This window comes from Lihuaxuella thermophila (assembly GCF_900110165.1).
Classification (GTDB): Bacteria; Bacillota; Bacilli; order Thermoactinomycetales; family Thermoactinomycetaceae; genus Lihuaxuella; species Lihuaxuella thermophila.
In genome coordinates, this window is sequence record NZ_FOCQ01000012.1 from 1 (window position 1) to 21,519 (window position 21,519).

The 21,519-nt window shown below is 48.3% G+C and carries 24 protein-coding genes; 16 read left to right on the top strand and 8 right to left on the bottom strand.

From position 1 onward, the window contains the following. Positions 1-941: 941 nt before the first annotated feature. Positions 942-1,388 carry a riboflavin biosynthesis intermediates N-glycosidase gene (locus BMW55_RS13260; protein WP_089970107.1) on the top strand — a complete coding sequence of 149 codons (447 nt, stop codon included), beginning with the start codon at positions 942-944 and terminating at the stop codon, positions 1,386-1,388. A 250-nt stretch (positions 1,389-1,638) separates the two neighbouring features. Here BMW55_RS13260 and BMW55_RS13265 read toward each other — a convergent pair whose 3' ends face one another. Beyond that, positions 1,639-2,538, bottom strand: a complete 900-nt coding sequence (locus tag BMW55_RS13265; protein ID WP_170839929.1) for a LysR family transcriptional regulator — start codon at positions 2,536-2,538, stop codon at positions 1,639-1,641. A 125-nt stretch (positions 2,539-2,663) separates the two neighbouring features. Between BMW55_RS13265 and BMW55_RS13270 the strand changes: the two genes are divergently transcribed. Further along, positions 2,664-3,581, top strand: a complete 918-nt coding sequence (locus BMW55_RS13270; protein ID WP_089970113.1) for a PhzF family phenazine biosynthesis protein — start codon at positions 2,664-2,666, stop codon at positions 3,579-3,581. A gap of 166 nt (positions 3,582-3,747) precedes the next feature. Here BMW55_RS13270 and BMW55_RS13275 read toward each other — a convergent pair whose 3' ends face one another. After that, positions 3,748-4,248: a hypothetical protein gene (locus BMW55_RS13275; protein WP_089970116.1), complete on the bottom strand. Its 501-nt coding sequence runs from the start codon at positions 4,246-4,248 to the stop codon at positions 3,748-3,750. Positions 4,249-4,464: 216 nt separating this feature from the next. Between BMW55_RS13275 and BMW55_RS13280 the strand changes: the two genes are divergently transcribed. From BMW55_RS13280 to BMW55_RS13325, 10 genes are all read left to right on the top strand, one after another. Further along, positions 4,465-4,725 (top strand): hypothetical protein, encoded by a 261-nt coding sequence (locus BMW55_RS13280; RefSeq protein WP_089970119.1) that lies wholly within the window; start codon positions 4,465-4,467, stop codon positions 4,723-4,725. Positions 4,726-4,761: 36 nt separating this feature from the next. Continuing rightward, positions 4,762-5,625 carry a DUF4097 family beta strand repeat-containing protein gene (locus tag BMW55_RS13285; protein ID WP_089970120.1) on the top strand — a complete coding sequence of 288 codons (864 nt, stop codon included), beginning with the start codon at positions 4,762-4,764 and terminating at the stop codon, positions 5,623-5,625. Positions 5,626-5,646: 21 nt separating this feature from the next. Beyond that, positions 5,647-6,306: a cell wall-active antibiotics response protein LiaF gene (gene liaF, locus BMW55_RS13290; protein ID WP_089970123.1), complete on the top strand. Its 660-nt coding sequence runs from the start codon at positions 5,647-5,649 to the stop codon at positions 6,304-6,306. Further along, on the top strand, positions 6,303-7,364 hold the full coding sequence (locus BMW55_RS13295) for a sensor histidine kinase (RefSeq protein WP_089970125.1): 1,062 nt from the start codon (positions 6,303-6,305) through the stop codon (positions 7,362-7,364). The genes liaF and BMW55_RS13295 overlap by 4 nt, the downstream gene beginning before the upstream one ends. Further along, positions 7,361-7,993 (top strand): response regulator, encoded by a 633-nt coding sequence (locus BMW55_RS13300; RefSeq protein ID WP_089970128.1) that lies wholly within the window; start codon positions 7,361-7,363, stop codon positions 7,991-7,993. Before BMW55_RS13295 ends, BMW55_RS13300 begins: the two co-directional genes overlap by 4 nt. Before the next feature lie 143 nt (positions 7,994-8,136). Continuing rightward, positions 8,137-8,748, top strand: a complete 612-nt coding sequence (locus BMW55_RS13305; RefSeq protein WP_089970130.1) for a class I SAM-dependent methyltransferase — start codon at positions 8,137-8,139, stop codon at positions 8,746-8,748. Positions 8,749-8,988: 240 nt separating this feature from the next. Continuing rightward, positions 8,989-9,327, top strand: coding sequence for an ArsR/SmtB family transcription factor (locus BMW55_RS13310; RefSeq protein ID WP_089970132.1), 339 nt, complete (start codon positions 8,989-8,991; stop codon positions 9,325-9,327). Between the two features lie 25 nt (positions 9,328-9,352). Continuing rightward, a complete protein-coding gene (locus BMW55_RS13315) occupies positions 9,353-9,862 on the top strand; it encodes an SRPBCC domain-containing protein (RefSeq protein WP_089970135.1) in 510 nt (169 codons plus the stop codon). Positions 9,863-10,061: 199 nt separating this feature from the next. Further along, complete coding sequence (locus BMW55_RS13320; RefSeq protein WP_089970481.1) at positions 10,062-10,442, top strand: VOC family protein; 381 nt, start codon at positions 10,062-10,064, stop codon at positions 10,440-10,442. A gap of 237 nt (positions 10,443-10,679) precedes the next feature. Next, entirely contained in the window at positions 10,680-12,698 is a 2,019-nt protein-coding gene (locus BMW55_RS13325) for a carbohydrate binding domain-containing protein (protein ID WP_089970136.1), read from the top strand. 130 nt (positions 12,699-12,828) lie between these two features. Here the strand turns inward: BMW55_RS13325 and BMW55_RS13330 are convergent, their stop codons facing one another. Next, positions 12,829-13,203, bottom strand: a complete 375-nt coding sequence (locus BMW55_RS13330; RefSeq protein ID WP_139179498.1) for a hypothetical protein — start codon at positions 13,201-13,203, stop codon at positions 12,829-12,831. Positions 13,204-13,551: 348 nt separating this feature from the next. Further along, positions 13,552-14,886 carry a helix-turn-helix transcriptional regulator gene (locus BMW55_RS13335; protein ID WP_089970141.1) on the bottom strand — a complete coding sequence of 445 codons (1,335 nt, stop codon included), beginning with the start codon at positions 14,884-14,886 and terminating at the stop codon, positions 13,552-13,554. Between the two features lie 240 nt (positions 14,887-15,126). Between BMW55_RS13335 and BMW55_RS19470 the strand changes: the two genes are divergently transcribed. From BMW55_RS19470 to BMW55_RS13345, 3 genes are all read left to right on the top strand, one after another. Next, positions 15,127-15,297, top strand: a complete 171-nt coding sequence (locus BMW55_RS19470; protein ID WP_170839930.1) for a hypothetical protein — start codon at positions 15,127-15,129, stop codon at positions 15,295-15,297. 126 nt (positions 15,298-15,423) lie between these two features. Beyond that, the gene (locus BMW55_RS13340) at positions 15,424-15,690 is read left to right on the top strand and encodes a hypothetical protein (protein WP_089970143.1); all 267 of its coding nucleotides are present in this window, start codon (positions 15,424-15,426) and stop codon (positions 15,688-15,690) included. Continuing rightward, positions 15,671-16,027 (top strand): hypothetical protein, encoded by a 357-nt coding sequence (locus tag BMW55_RS13345; protein ID WP_089970145.1) that lies wholly within the window; start codon positions 15,671-15,673, stop codon positions 16,025-16,027. The genes BMW55_RS13340 and BMW55_RS13345 overlap by 20 nt, the downstream gene beginning before the upstream one ends. A gap of 156 nt (positions 16,028-16,183) precedes the next feature. On the opposite strand, the gene BMW55_RS13350 is transcribed toward BMW55_RS13345, so the two are convergent. Beyond that, on the bottom strand, positions 16,184-17,515 hold the full coding sequence (locus BMW55_RS13350) for a hemolysin family protein (protein ID WP_089970147.1): 1,332 nt from the start codon (positions 17,513-17,515) through the stop codon (positions 16,184-16,186). 338 nt (positions 17,516-17,853) lie between these two features. Then, positions 17,854-18,417, bottom strand: coding sequence for a hypothetical protein (locus BMW55_RS13355; protein ID WP_089970150.1), 564 nt, complete (start codon positions 18,415-18,417; stop codon positions 17,854-17,856). Between the two features lie 149 nt (positions 18,418-18,566). Here BMW55_RS13355 and ku point away from each other — a divergent pair, with 149 nt between their 5' ends. Continuing rightward, positions 18,567-19,481 carry a non-homologous end joining protein Ku gene (gene ku / locus BMW55_RS13360; protein WP_089970153.1) on the top strand — a complete coding sequence of 305 codons (915 nt, stop codon included), beginning with the start codon at positions 18,567-18,569 and terminating at the stop codon, positions 19,479-19,481. A gap of 101 nt (positions 19,482-19,582) precedes the next feature. On the opposite strand, the gene BMW55_RS13365 is transcribed toward ku, so the two are convergent. Both BMW55_RS13365 and BMW55_RS13370 read right to left on the bottom strand, forming a co-directional pair. Further along, on the bottom strand, positions 19,583-20,515 hold the full coding sequence (locus BMW55_RS13365) for an aldo/keto reductase (protein WP_089970157.1): 933 nt from the start codon (positions 20,513-20,515) through the stop codon (positions 19,583-19,585). Between the two features lie 20 nt (positions 20,516-20,535). Then, the gene (locus BMW55_RS13370; protein WP_089970160.1) at positions 20,536-21,510 is read right to left on the bottom strand and encodes an LLM class oxidoreductase; all 975 of its coding nucleotides are present in this window, start codon (positions 21,508-21,510) and stop codon (positions 20,536-20,538) included. Positions 21,511-21,519 lie beyond the last annotated feature (9 nt).

Below are 21,519 nucleotides of genomic sequence, written 5' to 3' on the forward strand. Positions count from 1 at the left end.
TCCTTCAAGCACAATGAACATCTTTTCTTCAGCAGACCACTTTCTTCTAGGCATAAGAAAAACCCCTTTCAACCCTATTCTATAATAACTTAGAGCTTGTCTGGGGTCTTATGGGGTCAGTATAAATCTTATACTGACCCCATAAGACCCCAGACAAGCTCTAAGTTATAATGAAGGGGGACGAAAGGGGTTATTTTTTTTGGGCAGGAGAAAATGGACAGTTCGATGGAATGAAAAGCTAAATGAAGTCCATTATGCATCAAAAGTTGTAGAAGTTATGAAACAAGCAGAGAATGAACTAAATGGAGAATTTACACTTGTATTAAAGTAAGATCAGAAAAAAGATTATTGTGGCTGCTGACAAACTAGAGAGTCAGCAGTCTTTTTTTTCGAAATCGATGAATCACGCCTAGCAAAAGGAAACTTACGCTGAGCAACCTAAACGACTTGTACCATAAGTGGGCAACGAGACCCGACTGACTTGCCCACCCTTCGAAGGGCAAAATATCCTCGTAAGTAGGAAAGAAATGGGGAAAGCATAAGTTTGATTATCCTCAACTAAAGAGCTACACTGATTACAAAAACTTTGCAGAAGATATATTTAAAAATTACGACCGTAAGTTCTATGGATAGATGGATCAGCAAAACTTCCTTTCACGTGAATAAACAAGGTTATCGAATGCATCTAAAAAATGGTTTTTATCTTTTAGATCGGGTAACATGAATTTGAACCCCAAAATTACAGTCGAAAGCCTCTACGACCTTTTCAAAAGTCTGGTCTTATTTAAACCTTCTAACATGAGTCGAACAAGCTTAACAAAGGGATCAACGAGAAAATATAATCAAGTTAAATTCTTGAGTGGACTTGAGAATGAAGTTAAGACTATATAAATATTTTACAATCCGATTGGATAACAATAGAAATTGAGGAGAGGTCTGAAATGGCGATCTATTTTTACCGGACAAATGAAGAATACGGATGCTTTTCGAATTTTTCTCCTCACCCATTTGAATTAGATGGAAAGCGTTGGCCGACCAGTGAACACTATTTTCAAGCGCAAAAATTTGTTACGACAGCTCCGGAGTATGCGGAGAAGATCCGAACTACAGTTTCCCCGATGACCGCTGCAAAACTTGGAAGATCGAGAAAGGTTCCGATACGACCCGATTGGGAAGAAGTTAAAGATGATGTGATGAGGCGGGCTGTTCTACATAAATTCAAGTCTAATCCCGAGATTCAACAAATTTTGTTAGCGACAGGAGATGAAGAAATTATAGAAAAAACGACCAACGATTATTATTGGGGTTGTGGTCTCGATGGGACCGGGAAAAATATGCTGGGCACAATTTTAATGGAAGTTAGAAAACAGTTACGTCAGGAGAAGTGAATGATTGAGATCGTTTAAGTACCATTCTATTAAAGAGACATTCATATGGTGGTTTCCTAACTTACTCACCAATCACACCCTGACCTACGAATAATGGCCGGAAGGAAAAAACCTTAAGAAGTGATGATCATTTCTTAAGGTTTTTTTCATCGGTCTCCATCAGATGTGGCAGATTGAACACTCCAACTACCTCATCCCCATCCTGAACCAGGTTTCCTCTTGATCGCAACGATCCCCATGTGCTACCCGATCAATGAGATGCATGGTTGCTATCTACTTCTCCCTTCACCCAAGCGACTGCGGTTTCCCAAAACTTCTTCGCCGCTGGGGAGAGGCTGTCCGATGAAGGGGCGGCGATGCCGATCGTTCGGTAGATTTCTTCACCCAGCAACACAAAGTGAACGTGTTCCAGTTCGTTTGGCAGAGTCATTTCCGGCAAAATGCTGGCACCCAGCCCCGCTTGCACCATCGCCACAATGGTGTGATCATCTTCGATTTCAAAACGGATGCGCGGTTTTAAATTTTTTTCGTTGAACAACCTGTAAATATGGATATCGCATCCTTTTTTTGGCATGATAAACGGGACTTCCGCAAGCTGTTCGATGGAAGGGGAAGGATGACGGTGAAGCGGATGTCCTTGGGGCAGAAGAAGAACCAGCCGATCGTTTTTCAATCTTTCCGTGTGAACCTCCGTTTCCTTCATGGGGAAAGGGATAAAACCGAGATCGACGGCGCCGGTGCGGATCCATTTTTCCACCTCCTCATATCCCCCTTCGCGCAATTCCACTTCAATGGACGGGTATTGGCTTTGATACTGTTTCAGGATCGAAGGCAGCCACTTTGCGGAGACACTGGGAAAGGTGCCCACCCGCACCGTGCCGGTTTGGAGTCCGGTGATGCTGGCCGCTTCTTGCTTTATTTGTTCTTTCAACCGGAAAATCTGGTGGATATAGGGAAGGATTCGTTTCCCGTCCGGGGTGATCCGGATGCCCGAACGGTTGCGCTGGATCAAGCGAAACCCCAATTCGGATTCAAGGCCGGCAATCGCATGGCTGACGGCGGATTGCGATAATCCGATTTCTTCCCCGGCTTTGGTGAAGCTCCCTGTTTGCACGATTTTCAGGAAGACCTCCATTTGGGTGAATGTCATCCGTTCCTCCCTCATTTCCTTTGATTCGTTTTATTCATGTTTATTATTATAACAATTCATTTTACTAATGCTAAGAATGGCGTTAATCTGGAATTGAGCCTTCCTCATATGAAAGGAGAATGGATATGGCGAGCTTGAAATATATTTTGCTCGATGTGTTCACCAATCAAAGGTTCGGCGGGAATCCCCTGGCTGTATTTGAAGAAAAGAAGTCATTGGATTCCGGGCTGATGCAAAAAATCGCCAATGAATTGAATTTGTCCGAAACGGTTTTTATTTTTCCGCCCGGCGACCAGGCGAAAAAGAAAAAAATACGCATTTTCACACCGCAGATCGAATTGCCCGTCGCGGGCCATCCCACAGTGGGAACCGCATTTTTACTGGCATCTGAAAATTGGATCGAGACGGCGGAAGGCGCCAATGAGTGGATATTGGAAGAAGAAGTGGGCGACATTCACGTGATCGTTCATAAAGAGCAAGGCAAGATTACGAGGGCGGAAATGAAACAGCCGATTCCCGCATTCGGCGATGTGTATGCCGATCGGCAGAAAGCCGCCGATCTGCTTTCCCTTTCCGCCGACGACCTGGCAGAGGGTTTGCCCGTCCAGACGGTTTCATCCGGCGTGCCGTTCCTGTATATTCCCGTCCGGACGCTGGATGCGATGAAACGGATCAAATTCCGCAACGATGTCTGGAAACAATCGTTTGCCGGTCATCCCGACACGCAGCATATTTTTGCCTTCACACTGGAAACGGTCCACCCCGGTTCAACGGTGCATGGGCGCATGTTCGCACCCGCCATGGGAATCGCGGAAGACCCCGCCACCGGAAATGCGAGCGGCCCTCTGGGTGCTTATCTGATCGAACATTCCCTTCTCACCCCGAATGAAAACGGGATCTATACTATCCGCAGTGAACAGGGGATCGAAATGGGCCGTCCCAGTTTCATTGATATTACGATCAAAAAATCGGGAGATGTGTACGAAGAAGTGAAAATCGGCGGTTCCTGCGTGAAGGTGGGAGAAGGAAGAATATTTGTGTAACAGCCGTTTCACACAAGATTCGGCCGGGCACGTAAGCCATTGGATGTTTTTTTCGGTTCGCTTCTCGATCCTCCTCCAAGACAGCGAAAATGACGCTTTCCACAAAAAAACCCCTCCATACCTGTTGGAGGGGTTTTTTCTGTACGGTGAAGGTGATTCACTGAGATCAATGCGCACCATTGGTTACATTTTTTTCTTTCGCTGCCCGGAGTGCCATCCATGCCAATACATAGATCCCTGCGATGACTCCCAGCCTGCCCCAGCTGTACAGGATCCACATCCGGGCACGTTCTGCTAAATCGGGGGAGAACGTTCCTTCCGGCGGCGTGGTGGAGAAAACGCCCAATTCAGGAATGAAATACAGGAACGTAGGAATTCGTAAGATCATGTATAAGCCGATGATCCCCCATATGAGATTCCTTCGTTTCCGGTCTTTCCAGCACAAGATCAGGGCGAGCAGAATCATCCCCTGAGCGGCGAAGTGGTGGGGAGCCCAAAAAATTCCCGGCTCCAGACCCAGATCTCCTTGCAACAGGGCAAAAGATGCAGGGGGTGAAGCACTCCATTTCGGGGCAAAGACCATCAATTCGTAAATGCCTCCCCCTATTTCAATACCGACCAGTGTGATGATCGCGATGAGTACAAAATGGGTGAATTTCTTTTTCATTCCGCATGCCTCCCAATTTTCTGTTATTTTTTCTTCATCCTCACTGTACAAAATGGAAGATCGTCCCTTCTACGGACAAAGGTAGCTTTTATGGCTGGACTTTGGTGAAGAAAAAAGATTGGACCAAAGTCGAATGGAAAGCCAAACTTAAGGACGTATTCAATCCATAGCGTTTTTGATAACTTATCCTTAAATAAAAGAAAGGAAGGGATGGCCGTGAAACTGACGATCCAGCTCATGATTGGAGCAGTATTGATAATCTTTGGTGCATGGGCTTTTTTGGGGAATGAGGGAGGAAGTGATGCATTCGGCTTTTTGTTTTACCTCTTGTCCATCGGTCTGATCTATGCGGGAGGAAGCCTGCTCATAAAAGGAAAAACGACCGGTAAAAAAGGATGGGGCCTGCTTTTTTTGGTCGGCGGGCTGGCATTGATGATGAATTGGATTCCGATTTTCTTTCATTATCTTTCGAAATGAAACAGTTCAATACCGATTGAAGGGGAAGAACCGGATATGAGACGAACGATGGGAATCTTGTTTTTGGTTTGTGGGGGTCTTCTATTGATCACGACCATGGCCGGTTTGGGGATCGGACCCTGGTTGTTTTCGGGGACGCACGCAAAAACATCATCCATCGACCATGTACAGGAGATTCGGATTGATTCGCCTGTGGATGTCAAAATGATCCCGGAAGACCGCAGGGATGTGAAGGCGGTCCTTCAAGGAGAGGAAAGTGAATTGATCTCTTTGCAAATGTCCCGGAAGCAGAATCAGCTGCAAATATCATTGAGGGAAAAATGGATGTACTGGTTGTTTCATACGGGGAAATCCAGGCTGGATCTCTATGTTCCCCGGCAGTACAACAAAGATGTAACGCTGGAAGGTTACGGAAATATTCAGATCTCAGGAAGCAAGCCAAGAAAATGGACGCTCACGGGCCTGAACGTGACCTTGCAAGACGGAAACAGCGATATTCAAAACCTGCAAGTCCATTCTTTTGACTATCAACATCGCACCGGAAATGTCCGGCTGCAGGAATTTCGTTCCGATCAGGCATCCATGACTGTCGGAACAGGGGATGTAAACATCGCCCGCTTTTCAGGGGCATTAAAGGTGAAGCTGGGGACAGGAAATCTGCGCGCGCAATTGGAACATGTACAAGACGCAGTTACGACGGAAGTCGAAAAAGGGGATACCTGGATTGATTTGACAGAGGAGATACCTTTTCGAATCCATGCGGTTACCAACCAGGGAACGGCCGAGTGCGATTATCCCATTCAGGGAAGCAAAACAAGCAAGCAGATCCAAGGTGCTTATAAAAAAGGAACCGTTCAACTCCATCACCAAACAAATAAAGGAAATATTCGCATTCATTGATGCTCGTAAGGAGGGCGAAATGTGCACCTTTCATTCAAACAGCAGCTGGCGGTCATCGCCATTGTGATCAGTATCAATCTCTGCCTTTACCTGATCATTGAAGATGCGCTCTTTCTGGTGTTTACTCTGTTTCTCCCCATCGCTCTCCTGTTTTTTATGGGCCGTCAAGTTCGGATGGGAGGGTTCATTTTACTTTGCGCCCTGTTTTTTTACTTTCCGGTCCTGTTTCGGCTCTGTCTGGCGTTGCTGTTACTCTGGTTGGGGTACCGGTGTCTTCGGGGAGAGAAGGGAGACTCTGGAACTCATTTACAGATCAGCCGGATCTGTCCCGCACTGTATGCCAGCCATTCACTGCTGCATCAACCATTTGAAATGAAAGATGCCATTTGGGCATGGGTGGCAGGCGAAATCCAGATCGACCTGTCCCAGGCGATTCTCTGGGAAGGGGAAAATACCATTGTGGTGAGCGGATTGATGGGCGATGTAAATATCTATGTTCCATCTGATTTGGAAGTTTCCGTATCCACATCGGTCGTGTTCGGTCAGGTAAAACTGTTTGGAGAAAAAGTTGAAAAAACAGTCCGTACCCATGTTCAAACCGAAGCATACCCCCGGTCGTCAAGAAAAGTAAAAATCTGCCTCTCATTTCTGTTTGGCGATGTTGATGTGAGATATCTATGAAAAAAGAGCGAAAAACAAGCGTGATCGGGTTAATGGTCCAAGTGGCCGTTCTGGTGGCTGCCGTTGTTACGCTTTTGGTCCTGTTCATGATGTTTCACGCTTATCCATTGACCATGCGTGTTCTCTTGGCAATGGAGTGGCTGAATCTGCCGGTATTTATCTGGATCGTGGGCAGTGCGGTTGCTGCCGGAGTCATGGTTGGGCTGAGTTATGGATATGGCTTGAAAAAGCGCTTAACATCGCTGATTCATCTGATAAATACATTGAAACAAGGCCGGTTCCATGAACCGTTTCCGGCTTTGGGCAATGATGAGATCGGGCAGATCGGCGTATATCTGCGTCAGCTGGCGGTTCATCTAAAAAAACAAGTCGTCTCTTTACAACAGTTAAGTTCGGAAAAAGCAGAGTGGAAGAATCAAGCGAAGAGGGAGGCCATCTTCGAAGAACGGCAGCGTCTGGCCAGGGAACTCCATGACGCAGTCAGTCAGCAATTGTTTGCGTTGTCGATGATGCTGGCGGCAATGGAACGGAACGGGCAACTGCCGGAAAAGGAGAGAGCGCGAATCTCCATGATGAAGAAAATGGCCCTGGATACACAAAAAGAGATGCGTGCCCTGTTACTCCATTTGCGTCCTGTTTCCTTAGAAGGGCAAACGTTGACGGAAGGATTGGAAAAGTTGTTTCGGGAATATTCAGCCAAAAGATGGATGGATATTGACTGGGAGATTGACCCGTTACCTGCGTTGTCCAAAGGGATGGAGGACCATTTATTTCGGATCGTGCAGGAAGGTCTGTCCAATGTCCTTCGCCATGCGGAAGCAAGTAAGCTCCGGGTCTATCTGAAATACAGAGACCAACAATTATCTTTAAGACTCATGGACAATGGAAAGGGGTTTGATGTAGAAAGGATGAAAAACACCTCATATGGATTGCGATCCATCGAAGAGCGGACCCATGAAATGGGAGGCGTTCTCAAGCTGATCTCCTTGCCGGGGAAAGGAACGCAGATCGAGATCAAAGTGCCGATCATCGAACAGAAGGGGCAGATCGAATCATGATTCGTGTATTGATTGTCGATGATCACTCGATGATTCGCTTGGGACTGGCGGCTTATCTGGAACAGGAACCGGAGATTGAGATCGTGGGAGAAGCGGCAAATGGACGGGAAGCGGTAGAACTGAGCCAACAGCTCACACCGGATGTGATTTTGATGGATTTAGTCATGGACGGGGTGGATGGAATCGCGGCAACACGAGAGATTGTGAACAAAAACCACCGGATAAAAATTATTGTATTGACCAGCTTTCAGGATGAGGAGAAAGTGCATCAAGCGATTGAGGCAGGTGCATTCAGTTATTTGTTGAAAACATCGGAGCCGGACCGGATTGTTGCGGCCATCCGCGCCGCAGTGAAAGGACAATCGATCCTTGAAGAATCGATTACAGGGAAAGTGTTGTCCGGATTGCGCCGTTCAAAAGAACCGAAACCCCATCACCATTTAACCCCCCGGGAGATGGAGGTCCTGAAACAGATTGCCAAAGGGAAAAACAACCAGCAGATTGCGGATGAATTATACATCACAGTGAAGACAGTCAAAGCCCATATTACCCAGATTCTGTTGATATTGGGGGTAGCCGATCGGACCCAGGCGGCCATCTACGCTCACCGGAACCGGTTGGTCGATTAGAAACAGACCGTCCGGTTCAAAAGGCCAAGCTGCCTCTTGAATCCTTTGCCTTCCTGAGAAAAGAGCAGGTCATTTCTTCGGGGAGCCTGGCAAATTACGAAAGGAAACAAAGAGTTGGAAGATGGGAATGGAGGAGAAGACGAATGCCGTTTTTAAAAGATTTCTTTGAGCAGTTCCGTCAGCCCAGCGGTTTCTGGGGAAGGGTGGCAGGGAAAATGATGTCCATGACCACGGGTGAGCGCAATGAATGGACGCTGGCCCTTCTGGACATTCAACCCGGCGACCGGGTGCTGGAAGTCGGCTATGGCCCCGGAGTGGGCATCGAGAAAGCGGTCTCGCTGGTTCAGGAAGGGGAAGTCGTGGGACTGGATGCCTCGGAAACCATGCGGAGCCAGGCCGAAAAGCGCAACCGGCGGGCCATTTCTGAAGGGAAAGTTCGTCTGCTATCCGGAAAAATCGAAGAATGGCCGGGATTTGAAGTTCCCTTTGACAAAATTTATTCCGTTAACTCCGCCCAGTTCTGGCCGGATCGTCCGCTGGTGTTGAAAAAGTTGTTCCAGTGGCTGGGACCCGGGGGCAGGGTGGCTACCACCTACCAGCAGATCGGCAAGAATGTCGAGGACCCGTCCGCTTTTGCCGACCGTCTGACCAGTGAGCTTGCGCAGGCCGGATTTGTGCAGATCCGTCGTGAATACCGGCAGTTTAAAGGCGGGACGGCTGTTTGCGTGATCGCACACAAACCGGTCAACGGTTGACGATACATCATTCACACTTGCGGACTGTTAACGAAATAACGTCATTTTTCCCAAAAAGCATTACGATCACGTAATGCTTTTTTCTTGTTTCATGATGTCAGATGAATACCCGCTACATTTACGTTTTTTTCTTCTTCACATCCAAAGGTGAGAGAAAGATCGGTTTTAAAAAAGTCAATAATATTCCTTGACAGGAATATTCTGTGCGGGTTATATTTAGAATGAAAGGAGAAAGGTTATATGGGCTTCAAAATCACAGCAACTTTTACTGCACTTGGCGAGCCCAACCGACTACACATTGTTGAGCTTTTGCGTGACGGCCCTCTCACGGTAGGGGAGATCGCCGATCGGCTTCAACTCCGCCAGCCTCAAGCCTCGAAACATTTGCGTGTCCTGTTGGAAGCCGGGCTGGTTGAGGTGCAACCGATGGCTAACCGGCGAATCTACAAGCTCCGACTGGAGCCGTTCCAAGCACTGGACGCCTGGCTAGAAAGCTATCGCAGTGTTTGGGAGGAACGCTTCGACAATCTGGAGAATTATCTTCAGCAGCTGCAGTCCGAGGAGAACAAACAAAACTGAAAACAAATTCTCAGGAGGAATTTCAATGTCAAACAAAATGATTTCCAAGGTGGAGGGTCAGGAGCTCATTCTGGAGCGTGTTTTTGATGCGCCGCGCGAGCTGGTATTCAGAGCGTTCTCCGAGGCTGAGCATCTGAAGAACTGGTGGGGTCCCCGCGGCTGGACACTTACCGTTTGCAACGTGGATTTTCGTCCGGGTGGAATCTGGCATTTCTGTATGAAGTGCGTCGATCAGAATCAAGGGGATTTTTACGGAACCGAATCCTGGGGCAAAGCGGTATATCAGGAAATCGTTGAGCCGGAGAAAATTGTCTATGTTGACTACTTCTCTGATGCCGAAGGCAATGTGTCGGAGGAGATGCCCTCGTGCAAGGTAACGATGTCTTTTATGGAGCACGAAGGCAAGACGAAGCTCGTCTGCCGGGCTCAATACGCTTCCGCCGATACGCTGAAAACCGTATTGGATATGGGGGTGGTGCAGGGAATTACTGAGACTTGGGATCGTCTCGCCGAGCATCTGCAATCCCTTCAATAACTCTTTATTGGAAGTCCGTGCGGGCATCGAGTATTAAGAAGATTCGGTCAAAAGGGGAAGTTGGTGTTTTGCGCTAACGAGCTTCAAGTTGGATGAGAGGCTCCGGCAACAGGTTAACGAACAGTTGCTCGAATCCCCGGTCGGAAAGGATCATGAGCATCGGGCAGGTATTTACTTATATAAAGGGGCGGGAAAAATTATGATCAGCCAAGTAGGTCAAATTATGCTGTATGTAAATAACCAGGATGAGGCAGTCAATTTCTGGACGGAAAAATTGGGATTTACCGTGATTTCCGAAGAGGATAACGGTCAGGGAATGAGATGGATTGAAATTGCCCCATCAAAGGGGGCACAAACAAGCATCGTTCTGCACAATAAGGAAATGGTCGCTAAAATGCAGCCCGGATTAAACCTCGGAACACCTTCTTTAATGTTTTTTACGGAAAATCTCGATCAATTATACAGCGACTTATCCAACAAACAGGTCAAAGTCGGAAAGATTGTAAATATGCCATCCGGCAGAGTATTTAACTTTGCAGATGATGAAGAAAATTACTTTGCTGTGATGGAAAAGAAATAAAAACTGGGAAATGAAAGCCCAATCCCCTTTTTTAAAGGCATTACTTCAAACCAAGTAATGCCTTTTCCTGTTTGATTCGGTGATCTCCGACGCATGACAATGGAACAAATTTTGGACAATAAATGGTCCTTGACGCAAGATTATTCAAAAAATATAGTAAAATTGGGGTTTAAAAAATAATACAATTACGATACAGGTATCGTATCGTAAAAGGCCATGGAAACAGGAGGCTGGATCATGGTGCGAATGCGTTTGTTTTTAGTGCTGCTGGGGCTGTTGGTCGCTTTGGTCCCTTCTGTACCTGCATGGGCCGCGGATGAAGGAACCGGAACGGCATTATCCTCCAACATCTGGTACGACAAGTACATCCAACTGGAAAAGAACATCTACCCGTACCACGAGAGCAAGCATTCGAGCGATCTCGGATGGGGGGCAAGCTACCAGCTCAGGAGCCTCATCAACATGTACCGCGTGACGAGAGACAACGCTTGGCTGGACAAGCTGGTTCGCCAGGCGGATACGATGATCGCCAACGCCGATGATATCGATCACGACGGATTTCTGGGATGGGCGACCTGGGGTTATTCCCCGGTAGAATTGACCAATATCGGCTTTGAAACAGCCGATCCGGCGGATAGCACCCTGCCGGCGGGCTGGACCCGAAAACAGGGGACGGCTGCCGACGCCTACCGATCAGCGGAAGCGGTGTACCGTGGCGCTTCCGGGCTAGTGCTGAAGTCGGGCGGCGGCCAGGCTCCCGTCATCGTGCAGAAACTGGACGAATACGTGCCCGCCACGCAGTACAATGTCCGGCTCTACACCCGGACGAATCACGAGAATACGTCCGCTGTCGTAAAGGTCGTCGACCTGACCTCGGGAGAAGTCCTGCACCAAGCCTCCGTGAATTGGACCTCTTTTTATTATTCCAGCACGAACTTCTTCACCCCGGCGGAAGCAGGCCACGAGATCGAAGTGCAGTTGACATTGCAGTCCGATCAAGCTGACGGCTTCGCGCATTTCGATGAAGTCAAGGTGTCGGGCTGGTTCCCGTACATTGTCCATGACGGGATGGCCGGCATCCCGCTCGCGGAGTTTGCGCATCTTGTGAAACAGACGCCGGAACTGCGGGCGAAGTATGGCAAGAAGGCAGATGCGTATGTCCGGTTTCTCGACGAAAACATCATTCCCCGATGGGAGCGTAGCACCTATCTCAGCAACTGCTGGGTAAACGTGTCGGACGACCTTGGTTATTACCGGTTCCCGCGGATGGACACGTCCGGCGAGAACAGCGCAGGCATCGAACCGGCCTACAATTATAACGCCAGTATGGCCCATCTGTACGTTCTCATGTTCAACCTGACCAAAGATCCGTTCTACCGCGACCGTTACACCAAGATCGGCAACTATCTGAAAGGCGCCTTGCAGACTGAGGGAGACAGTTACATTTGGCGGTATTGGTCACGTCCGGGGAGCTACTGGGAAGATACGAGTCACGGCAATGTCGAAGTCGGCGCTTTCCTGGAATATTACTGGAACCGAATCATGTTCACCGGCGATGACATGAGGAAAATCACGAACCGGTTCACCGGTTATATGTGGAACGGATCGCTGGAAGACCCGAAAGTCAGCAGATATCTCGACGGCACCGGCGGCGACGTTTACAGCACTTACCTGATGAACTGGATCGAACTGTCCCAGTTCGACATGACCGTCTGGAAAATCACTTCGCAAATGTACAAGAAAGCCAGCCTCTCCCATCCCCTTCACCTGTTGGTCCTGTCAGCGATTATGAAGTGGGATCCCGAATCCGTCATCAACTCAGACTTTGAAACGGATGACGGGAGCGGAAAACCCCATCCGGCCCATTGGACGATTCATGAAGACGGAGGACGCGTAGCTCTCGACGAACACAACGCCAAAGACGGACGGTACGGACTGACAATTCACCCCGCCGGCCATTCCCTGCCTGCGGCGGTGCAGCAGTGGACGGGATGGAAGCCGTCAACGGCGTACCGCTTGACGCTGGACGGCAAACTTACCGGGAATGCGTCGGGCGGAAAAGCGGTGATCCGTAACGCCTCCACGCAGGAGATATTGGCGGAAGTGATCGTGACGAACCAGAAGTGGCAGAAGCTCAGCACAGAGTTTGTCACCCCCGCAGACGCAAATACTCCATTGGAGATCGTTCTTACCGTCGGGGGACAGCCGCAGTCAGCCAAGGTACATTTCGACAATCTGGACATTTATCCCCGATAAGAGGATGAAGCACTAGGAAAATGCGCAACCGCCCTTCCGGTAAGACGTAGAAAAGGTGAAGGATGAAGCTGCAAAGGCCCGGAGAATCATGATCCGATCCCCGGGCCTTATTTATGACCAGGCTCTTTGCTTATTGTAATGAGCTTTCATGTCCGTCTTGAAATGAAGAAGTCTTCTTTTCAAAGGATTGCAGCAACATTGCTCCGCAGAAAAGGGGCAGCACGGTGGGAAAGGGATCATGAAGAAGAAATATGAGAAACGGAGGTAAACGCGTCCACCCCAAATGCAGCGAGGTCACATACAACAAAAGGAGAAAAGGCAGCAGGAAAAGGGTCCGGAACATTGGCCTGTTCATGGTCCACGTCCCGTATTGCTTCCTTTTTTGCAGGAGCGAAGGCAATCCAACAAACATGCCCGCAAGAAAATAAAATCCTGTGAAAGCTAAAATATAATAGGTGCGGTCAAAACTGTGGAATGACAGTTGTTCTAATGTTTTTATTCCCATTCCCCCATAGTGTAACAGGACGGATCCCAAAACCAGATACACCAGATAAAACAGTACACTCTTTGAAAATTTCAACCCCCGGGTTCCCCCTCTTAAAAGTGAATTCCCCTTTCCATCCATTCAATTCATTTCCCTTTACAATGATTTATCACACCATCAGCTCGATGTAACTGGAGTGCCCAAGATCAATCATTCAATCAGAGAAAAGTGGCCCAAAAAATAAATACCGCCTCGAAAAAGGCGGCTTTGTGCAAAATTAACTGCCTGGCGGGTCATTGTGAAATCGGATCATAATTCAACACTCCTCAGAAAACAGGCCGTTTTGTGCAAAATTAATCGCCTGGCGGGTCATTGTGAAATCGCATCATAATTCAACACCCCTTTTCTCTGTAATTGTACTTCAAGTTCAAACTTTCTTTCAATACTTCGGTTAAACTTGATAAGGTCTGTCTCTTTGTAGCACTGGCACAGCCGGAATAAAACGTCCAGCTCCTGAATCTCAAATCCATGCTTTTCCGTCAGCTTTAACGCTTTTTCCAGATGGAGAACGGCTTCGCGGGGCATATGTTGCTGCAAATAGAAGTCGCCCAGGGAGACGAGTGCCCGGATCGTGCGGCGTGCGTCTTTGGTTTTGTCTCCGATTCTGACCGCTTCTTCCAGTGCTTTTTTGGCTAGGTCATATTTCCCTTGTGTCAGATACATGGTGCCTTGTTCGGCGTACGTATCGATAAGCAAGTTTTCTTTTTTGAGTTTGGTGACCTCATCTTTTAAATCTAAAGCAGTGAAAAAGCAAATCTCTGCTTTCTCAAATTCTTTTAATTTGTGGTAAATGCTGGCCAGTATCGTCCATAAATCCAGCAAGCGGTCGTGTTTTTTATTTATTTTCGCAATTTCTATTCCCTCCATCGCATACCGGATCGCTTCATTAAACTGCTGCTGTTTTTTCAGAATGCTGGCATAAGTCTCGTACATATTCAAAATTACGTCGATGCTTTTAATGGAATTTTGCTGTTCCATTAACAGTTCGATCGACTTTTTGGCCTCATCAAGCCTGTCCAGCTTTTCTAAGCAAATGGCCTTTGTCATTTGCAAATAGTGCTGGCTGACTTCTCTGTCACCGCCTTCCACAAAAGATTTTAATCCTTGTTCGGTGTACTCGAGAGCTCCTTTCATATTATTCTCATAGTAGGAAATGCGAGCTAAATCGTTGTAACTATTAGCTTTAATGTTGGTCTCGAAAAGATTGGTCTTGTCGATCAAGTCGATAGCTTGGACAAAATGGCTTTTCGCCTTTTTCCGGTTATCTTTACGGAAATACGCCTTGGCCTTCAAATAGTGAATGTAATAAGCATGTTGTTCGTATCCTTTCAGGTCGATCTCCCGGAGCCTGGCCAAACCCCGGTTTGGATGGTTCAGGTCGATATCGTGCTCAATCGACCGCAAGCGCAATAAAAACAGTTCTTCCTGCTGTTGCTCTCGGTTGCAGAGGGCGGGGGAGTCTTCCAAATCCACCCCCAGCTTGCCTGCCAGATATTCGATTTTATCCGGGTGAACGTTTTCGATCCCCCGCTCAATCGAGCTGATGGTGGCGGGTGAAATCTGCCGGTCGGCCAGATCCTTCTGCCGCAACCCCGATTCTTTTCTTTTTTTCCTGAGCAGCATGCCGATTTTTTTGCGGTCCATCCTGATTCCCTCCCACTTATTTAAATAAAAAAATAAAGTTCCGTCCCGCTCCGAAGTTCCGTTTTTTCCCGTTGAATCACAGCAGGATTCTTGGAAAAATCTTGTTTGAAAGGTGAATTGTTTGTATTTTCCCCCTATTATAATAGTTAAACGGAAATATGCAAAAAATGTTGAAATTTGAAATTGATTTTAAAAAATATACAATGAAATCAGAGCGATGAACCAAGGAGGTGGTTGGGGATGAATGAAGTCAAGTTGTGGATGGATGGACAAGTCCTGTATGTGCTGCCGCCGGGGGCGAAGAAGCCGAAAGTATATAAAGATCTAAAGAGAATTAAAGAAATTCTTTCGGAATACGGCCTGGCACCCGGTCAGTGGAAAGGGGTTTTTACCGCAGAATGGGAGTCCTGAACAACGTGCACCCCACAGGCGACATCCGCGGGGTGCAGAGAAATGAGTCGGTCTGTTGATTGTATCACAGGTGACCGTTTGAAAGCAGGATGAAAATCCGCATTTGACCAGGGAGGCATGTCAGGTATGGAAGAAAGGGAGATTCGGTTGAAGCTGGACCGGGAGACCAAACAGCTGGTCTGCCGTTTATTGCGCCAACACGCGGAAGAGCTCAAGGAGAAGGCGGAGGGGCAGAAGACCTTCTGCCGCCTGCTGCTCGCCCATCAATTGGAGCAAACCCATGAGGTGCTGGCCCAAATTCAGGCGGGGTGGAAACAGGCGCTTCCCACCTTAGCCGTTGGGAAGGCTCTGCCGGAACCGGACGGGGATGGACATGACCAGAGTCGGCATTGAAGTCCTGTACCTGAGCCGCATTGAGTGCAAGGATTGCGGCAGGCTGATCAGACGCCGCCATCTTCAGGAGCGGAAACCCGGACAGGGAGAGACGCATATCTGCCCAAGTCCCGGATGCCGGCGGGATGAAAAAGGGGTGGTCCGCTACCGCAGGCAACACACCATTGACAACCAGGAGCAGAAGTACCGGCTGTTGCGCCACACCCCTTACAAACAGATCCCGGTGGCACTGATTGCCCTGGGAACCATCACGGTGAGCAAATATCACAAAAACCAAAGGCAAAGTGTCCCGGAAATCAAAATGGAAAAGGGCAATAAGCTTCACCAAGAAAAATGAAGACATCCATGACCGCTTCACACAACCTGTACTTAAAGATAGGATGGCGGATTTTGATGGTGGGGAAAGAATGAAAACATAAAAACCGCTCTGTTTATGCCAGAGCGGTTTTTTGTGTCTATATGATTCGGGAAGAATGGTTCCGGAACAGCCTGTCTAACCGATGGTTTCCTCTGCTTTTTCCTCCATTTCTGCTTGCTCTGTTTTCCCGGGTTTGACCAATATTCGTGTGACTCTTCGATTTTCCACTTCCTGTACAAGAAAGATCAAACCATCAAAAGCAACCTGGTCACCGACTTCCGGAACTTTTTCCAATTGAGAGAAAAGCCAGCCGCCAATGGTATCATTGTCAGGGTCATCGATCTCGATTTGGAAGTATTCGTTCACTTCTTCAATGAGCAGGTGAGAGTCAATGGACGTTTCATTTCCATTCTGGACAAAGAACGGTTTTTCGTTATCAAATTCATCCTGGATTTCCCCAACGATTTCTTCAATGATATCCTCTGTGGTAACAAGGCCGGAAGTCCCCCCAAACTCGTCGACAACGATGGCCATTCCCGCCCGGTTTTTTTGCAGATTGCGTAAAATGTCTTTCAGTTCCATCGTTTCCGGAACCAGAACGGCGGGACGCGCCAACTCGGTCAAAGAAGGGGTTTTTCCTTCAGAGAGATGCTCATAAACGTCCCGGATATGTACAATTCCCAGGATGTCATCCTTATCATCGCCGCATAAGGGGAAACGGGTATGATGCGTTCCCTTCATGATCTTCAGGTTTTCATCAAGCGATTTATCTCGATAAACACATTTCATGTTGACTCGCGGGATCATCACTTCCCGTGCAACCCGGTCCGTAAATTCGAAAATGTTATCAAACAAGGCGAGCTCGGTTTGGTCGATCACTCCGCTTTTATGGCTCTGGGCAATGAGCATGCGGATTTCCTCTTCCGTATGGGCTTGCTGGGTATCATTCAATCCGATTCCAAACCATTTTAATATCAAATTCGCGGCTCCGTTCAAAATATAGATAAACGGCTTAAACAAACGGTAGAACCAGTCTAATGGAGCCGCTGTCCAGAGCGTCGTGGATTCTGCTTGACGGATGGCAAGGGATTTAGGAGCCATTTCACCGAGAACAATATGCAAAAAGGTAATGATGGAAAAGGCGATGGCAAAAGCTACGGTGTGAATGAGCCATTCCGGTAGCCCCAGGTAAGTAAGAGCCGGTGCCAGCATATGTGCAATGGCCGGTTCTCCAATCCAGCCCAAACCTAAGGAAGCCAACGTAATTCCGAGCTGAGTGGCAGACAGGTAGGCATCCAGGTTGGCCAGCACTTTTTGAGCGACTTTCCCGCGACGATGTTCCAGTTGAGCAATTCGTGTGGTCCGTACTTTTACAATCGCAAATTCAGCGGCCACAAAAAAGCCGTTTAACAATACCAGAAAAATCACCAAAAATAGATTAAAGGTGATTTCTATGACACCTTCCAACGAACAAAACCTCCTAAAAAAATGACATAGCCTTTACAGGCCAATATTTGATCAACTCAAGTATACAATAAAAAGTGGCGCAAAAGGATGTTTTTACAGCGGTTAAGCACCATCATTGTCTCCATTATATCAAAAGCGGCCACAATCTATGTTTGTCGGTAAAATCAATCATCATCGAAAATGACCATGGATCCCGCACTCAATGAGCAGCAGCGATTGAAAGCAAAAAAGTCAGGGCGTATTCATGGTTTTCTTGAATACACCCTGATTTCTCCTTAATAAGCTCAAAAAAGAAGGTATTCCGTACGCCACGCCCTTATTACATCCACTTCTGCCTTTCAACTATCTCGCTTTGCCAACAGGGATTCAATGTCAAAGGACTTTTTAAACAGTTCGAGGATCAGAGGGTCCACCACTTTTTTGAACGCCGCTGACGGATTCTTTCTCGGGAAGATGTCGGAGTGTTTCACTGTTTTCACCGCTTCGTCCCGACTGAAATAAAACTCGACTCCGCCTTCTTCTTTCTCTTCATCCAGCGTCTCGACAAACGCGTCGTCCTCCAGCTTTTCATAATCATCGAGTGTGTGGAGATCGGCGCAGTGCAAGGAAAAGGTTTGATCTGTAAAATTGGTGACCGTGAACAGGACAACCCCGTCTTCCTCCCGCCTGTCGGTCAGCTCCGCCTTGGCGACGAAAGGTTCGAGTTGCGCTTGGTAGTCCGTACAGATTTCCATAAATAAATGAAACAGCGCATCGGCCTGATCAATCCATTTGTTGTGGATGTTTCTTTTTTTGAGTTCTTTTTGCTTCTGTTTCCGGTAGATATCCACTTGCTCTCTCACAAAGTCCTCAAAAATGGTTCCTTTCGCCTGTTCATTCAATTTCTCCAATTTTTCCAGCACGTTGACAGAGCACCTTCCGAAACATGAACTTAACGCTCTGGATATTGTTGCCGCATGCCGGCCGATTTATCCGGGGTTCTCTTGAAACCATGAGTGACAATTCCGGCGTTGGGTAACGATAAAGAAAAAAGCACAAAGGAGCATACCCGATGCGATCCATGTGGAAAGGGAGTATCAGTTTCGGATTGGTGAACATCCCGGTCAGCATGTACAAAGCAACAGACGATCATAAAACAAGTTTTCGCAGTCTGCATGAAGAGTGCAAACACCCGATCCAGTACAAAAAATGGTGTCCCGTCTGCAACCGCGAGGTGGAACACACCGAGATCATCCGCGGTTACGAGTACGCTCCCGGAAACTATATCATCATCACGGACGACGACCTGAAAGAACTTCCCCTGCCCACGCTCAAGACGATTGAGATTCTTCATTTCACCGATAAAGACAGCATCGATCCCATCTACTATGAAAAAGCTTATTATCTGGGCCCCGGCGAATACGGCGGCAAACCGTACAAACTTTTGTCGCAGGCAATGGATCGGACCGGAAAGGTCGCGGTCGCCAAAGTGGCCTTTCGCACCAGCGAGCATTTGTCTGTCATCCGTTTGCATAAGAACTGCCTGGTCATGAACATGATCCATTATCCGGCGGAGATCCGGGCGATTGAGGGAGTCCCCGGAATTGAAGAAGTGGCCGGCATTGAGGTTGGCGAGGCGGAGATCGACATGGCTGCCAAACTGATTGAGGAAATCAGCGGGGTTTTCCGCGACGATTACAAGAGCAACTATGAAGAGGCACTCAAAGAACTGATCGAGGCCAAAATCCAAAATCAGGAGGTGGAACAACCGGAGGCCGCACCGCGGGCAAATAATGTGGTGGATCTGATGGAAGCGCTGAAACGAAGCCTGAATGCCACCAAAGAGAAACAGCCGGCGAGGCGAACCGAACCGACAGCGGTGGCCGCAGGAGGGGAACAGGACGTCACTCCGGGGACCACAAAGGCAAATCCCGATGTTGTACCGCCATCTCCGGAACCGCGGAAACGGCGGAGACGAAAAATATAGGGAGGCGATGGGACCACATGAAACAACCTCAGCCCGGAGAGGGAACCGGACTGAGGTTGTTGGAGCTAAATGAGTCCTTGTACTTTCAATCGGTTCTCGTTTTAGACGGTCCATGAGTCCAATGCGGTCACATCTTCGGAAGACAATTTCCATTCTGCGGATCTGACATTTTGCATCACTTGCTCTTTGTTTTTTGCACCGGTAATGACCGTGGCTACGGCTGGTTTTGCCAGCAGCCAGTTCACCGCCACTTGGGCCATCGGCCTCTGGTAACGGTCGGCGATGGTCCGGATTCTTTCCACCTTTTTCAAGTTTTCTTCGAATTCGCCTTCTTTAAAGAGCGGATTGAACAGGCGGCGAACGTCATTTTCGGGAATGTGGCTTGTTTTGTTGAACTTCCCGGTAAGCAGTCCCTGCGCGAGCGGGCTGTAAGGAATAAATCCCATTCCAACCCGCTCCGCGTAAGGATACTCGGCTTTTTCCACCCCGCGCTGGAGCAGATTATATGGAGATTGGAGAGAGACAACATGGGCGTACTTGCGTGCTTCCTCCATTTGTTCCACAGAAAAGTTGGATACGCCAATATAACGGACTTTTCCGCTTTGAACGAGCTCGTTCAGAGTTTCCATGGTTTCCTGGATCGGGGTTTTGTGATCCGGCCAGTGAACTTGATATAAATCAATATAGTCCGTGTCCAGGTTTTTCAAGCTTGCGTCAATTTCGCGCAGGATGTTTTTTCTGCTGACATCCATCACAAAGCCCCCTTGATCATTCCAGACAATCCCGAACTTCGTGGCGATGATGACCTTGTCGCGCACGGATTTGAGTGTTTTTCCGAGGATGCGTTCAGACTCTCCATACCCGTAGAAAGGTGCGGTGTCAAAGAAATTGACTCCATGATCATACGCAGTCCGGATCGCTTCTACGATATCCCGCTCTTCAACATTTCCCCAGCCCGATCTTCCGGCGGCCCAGGCACCAAATCCAATGACAGACGTGTAAAGTTCGCTGTTTCCTAATTGTCTCTTTTCCATGAATGATCTCTCCCTCATTTTTAGTCGCAGGTTCGAAACTCCGGCAGAACATACTCAGCCAGCTCGTGCAACACCTCCGGAATCGGGCGCTGAGAGTGGCGAAAATGAAAAGCCATATGAGTAACCCCGATCTGCTCAAGTCTTTTCAAATGGCGAACCAGTTCATTTCTTCCAATCGTCGCTCCGAACTTAAACGGCGTTGCGGGGTGATCCGGATGTTCATGAAGATCCAGATGAAAGGCTGAAATATACGGCTTGATCTCTGTCAATCCCTGCCGTTCATGTGCCTTTTTCCACTCAGCCATCTGGCGTTCGGTTGACTCGATTCCTCTCGGATAATTGAACCAGGCATCCAGATGTTGAACGATCCAGTCCAGTGTTTGCGTTCCCCGGCCGGCCATGACGAGTGGAATGCTCTCTTGCACGGGTTTGGGAAGCAGATCCAGCCGGTTGTCCATTAACATCTCATCTTTCTTCCAGGCTTCTTTGATCAAGTGAACACTTTGCCGGAAAATTTCCCCTTTCTTTTCGGCTTCCACTCCAAAGATCGGAAACTCCACCGGCCGATCGCCCGTTGCGATCCCCATCACGAACCGCCCGCCGGAAAGCTGGTCTATGGTGGCGGCTGCTTTGGCCACGTGATAAGGATGGCGCAACGGAAGGACAATGGCCCCTGTGGCCAGGATGATATCCTGAGTGATGGCGGCCAGATACCCCAGATAAGCGAAGGGGTCAAACAGTTGGGCGGCATCGCCGAAGCCATACGGATCAAATAAGGGGACATCCCGGATCCACATCGATCTAAAACCAAGTTGATCCGCCAATCGGGCATACTCGGCATGGCGCTCCATATTGGGGACACCAAAGGGACGCCCTTCCTGTTTCGCTTGCTTGAGCCCTTCCGGAGACCAGTCCGTATCCAGCGGAAGCTCAACGCCAAAGGTCATGCGATTTTGCGGAATCATTTTCTTCAACGCAGAGATACTCAGGGTCATCATCTCTTT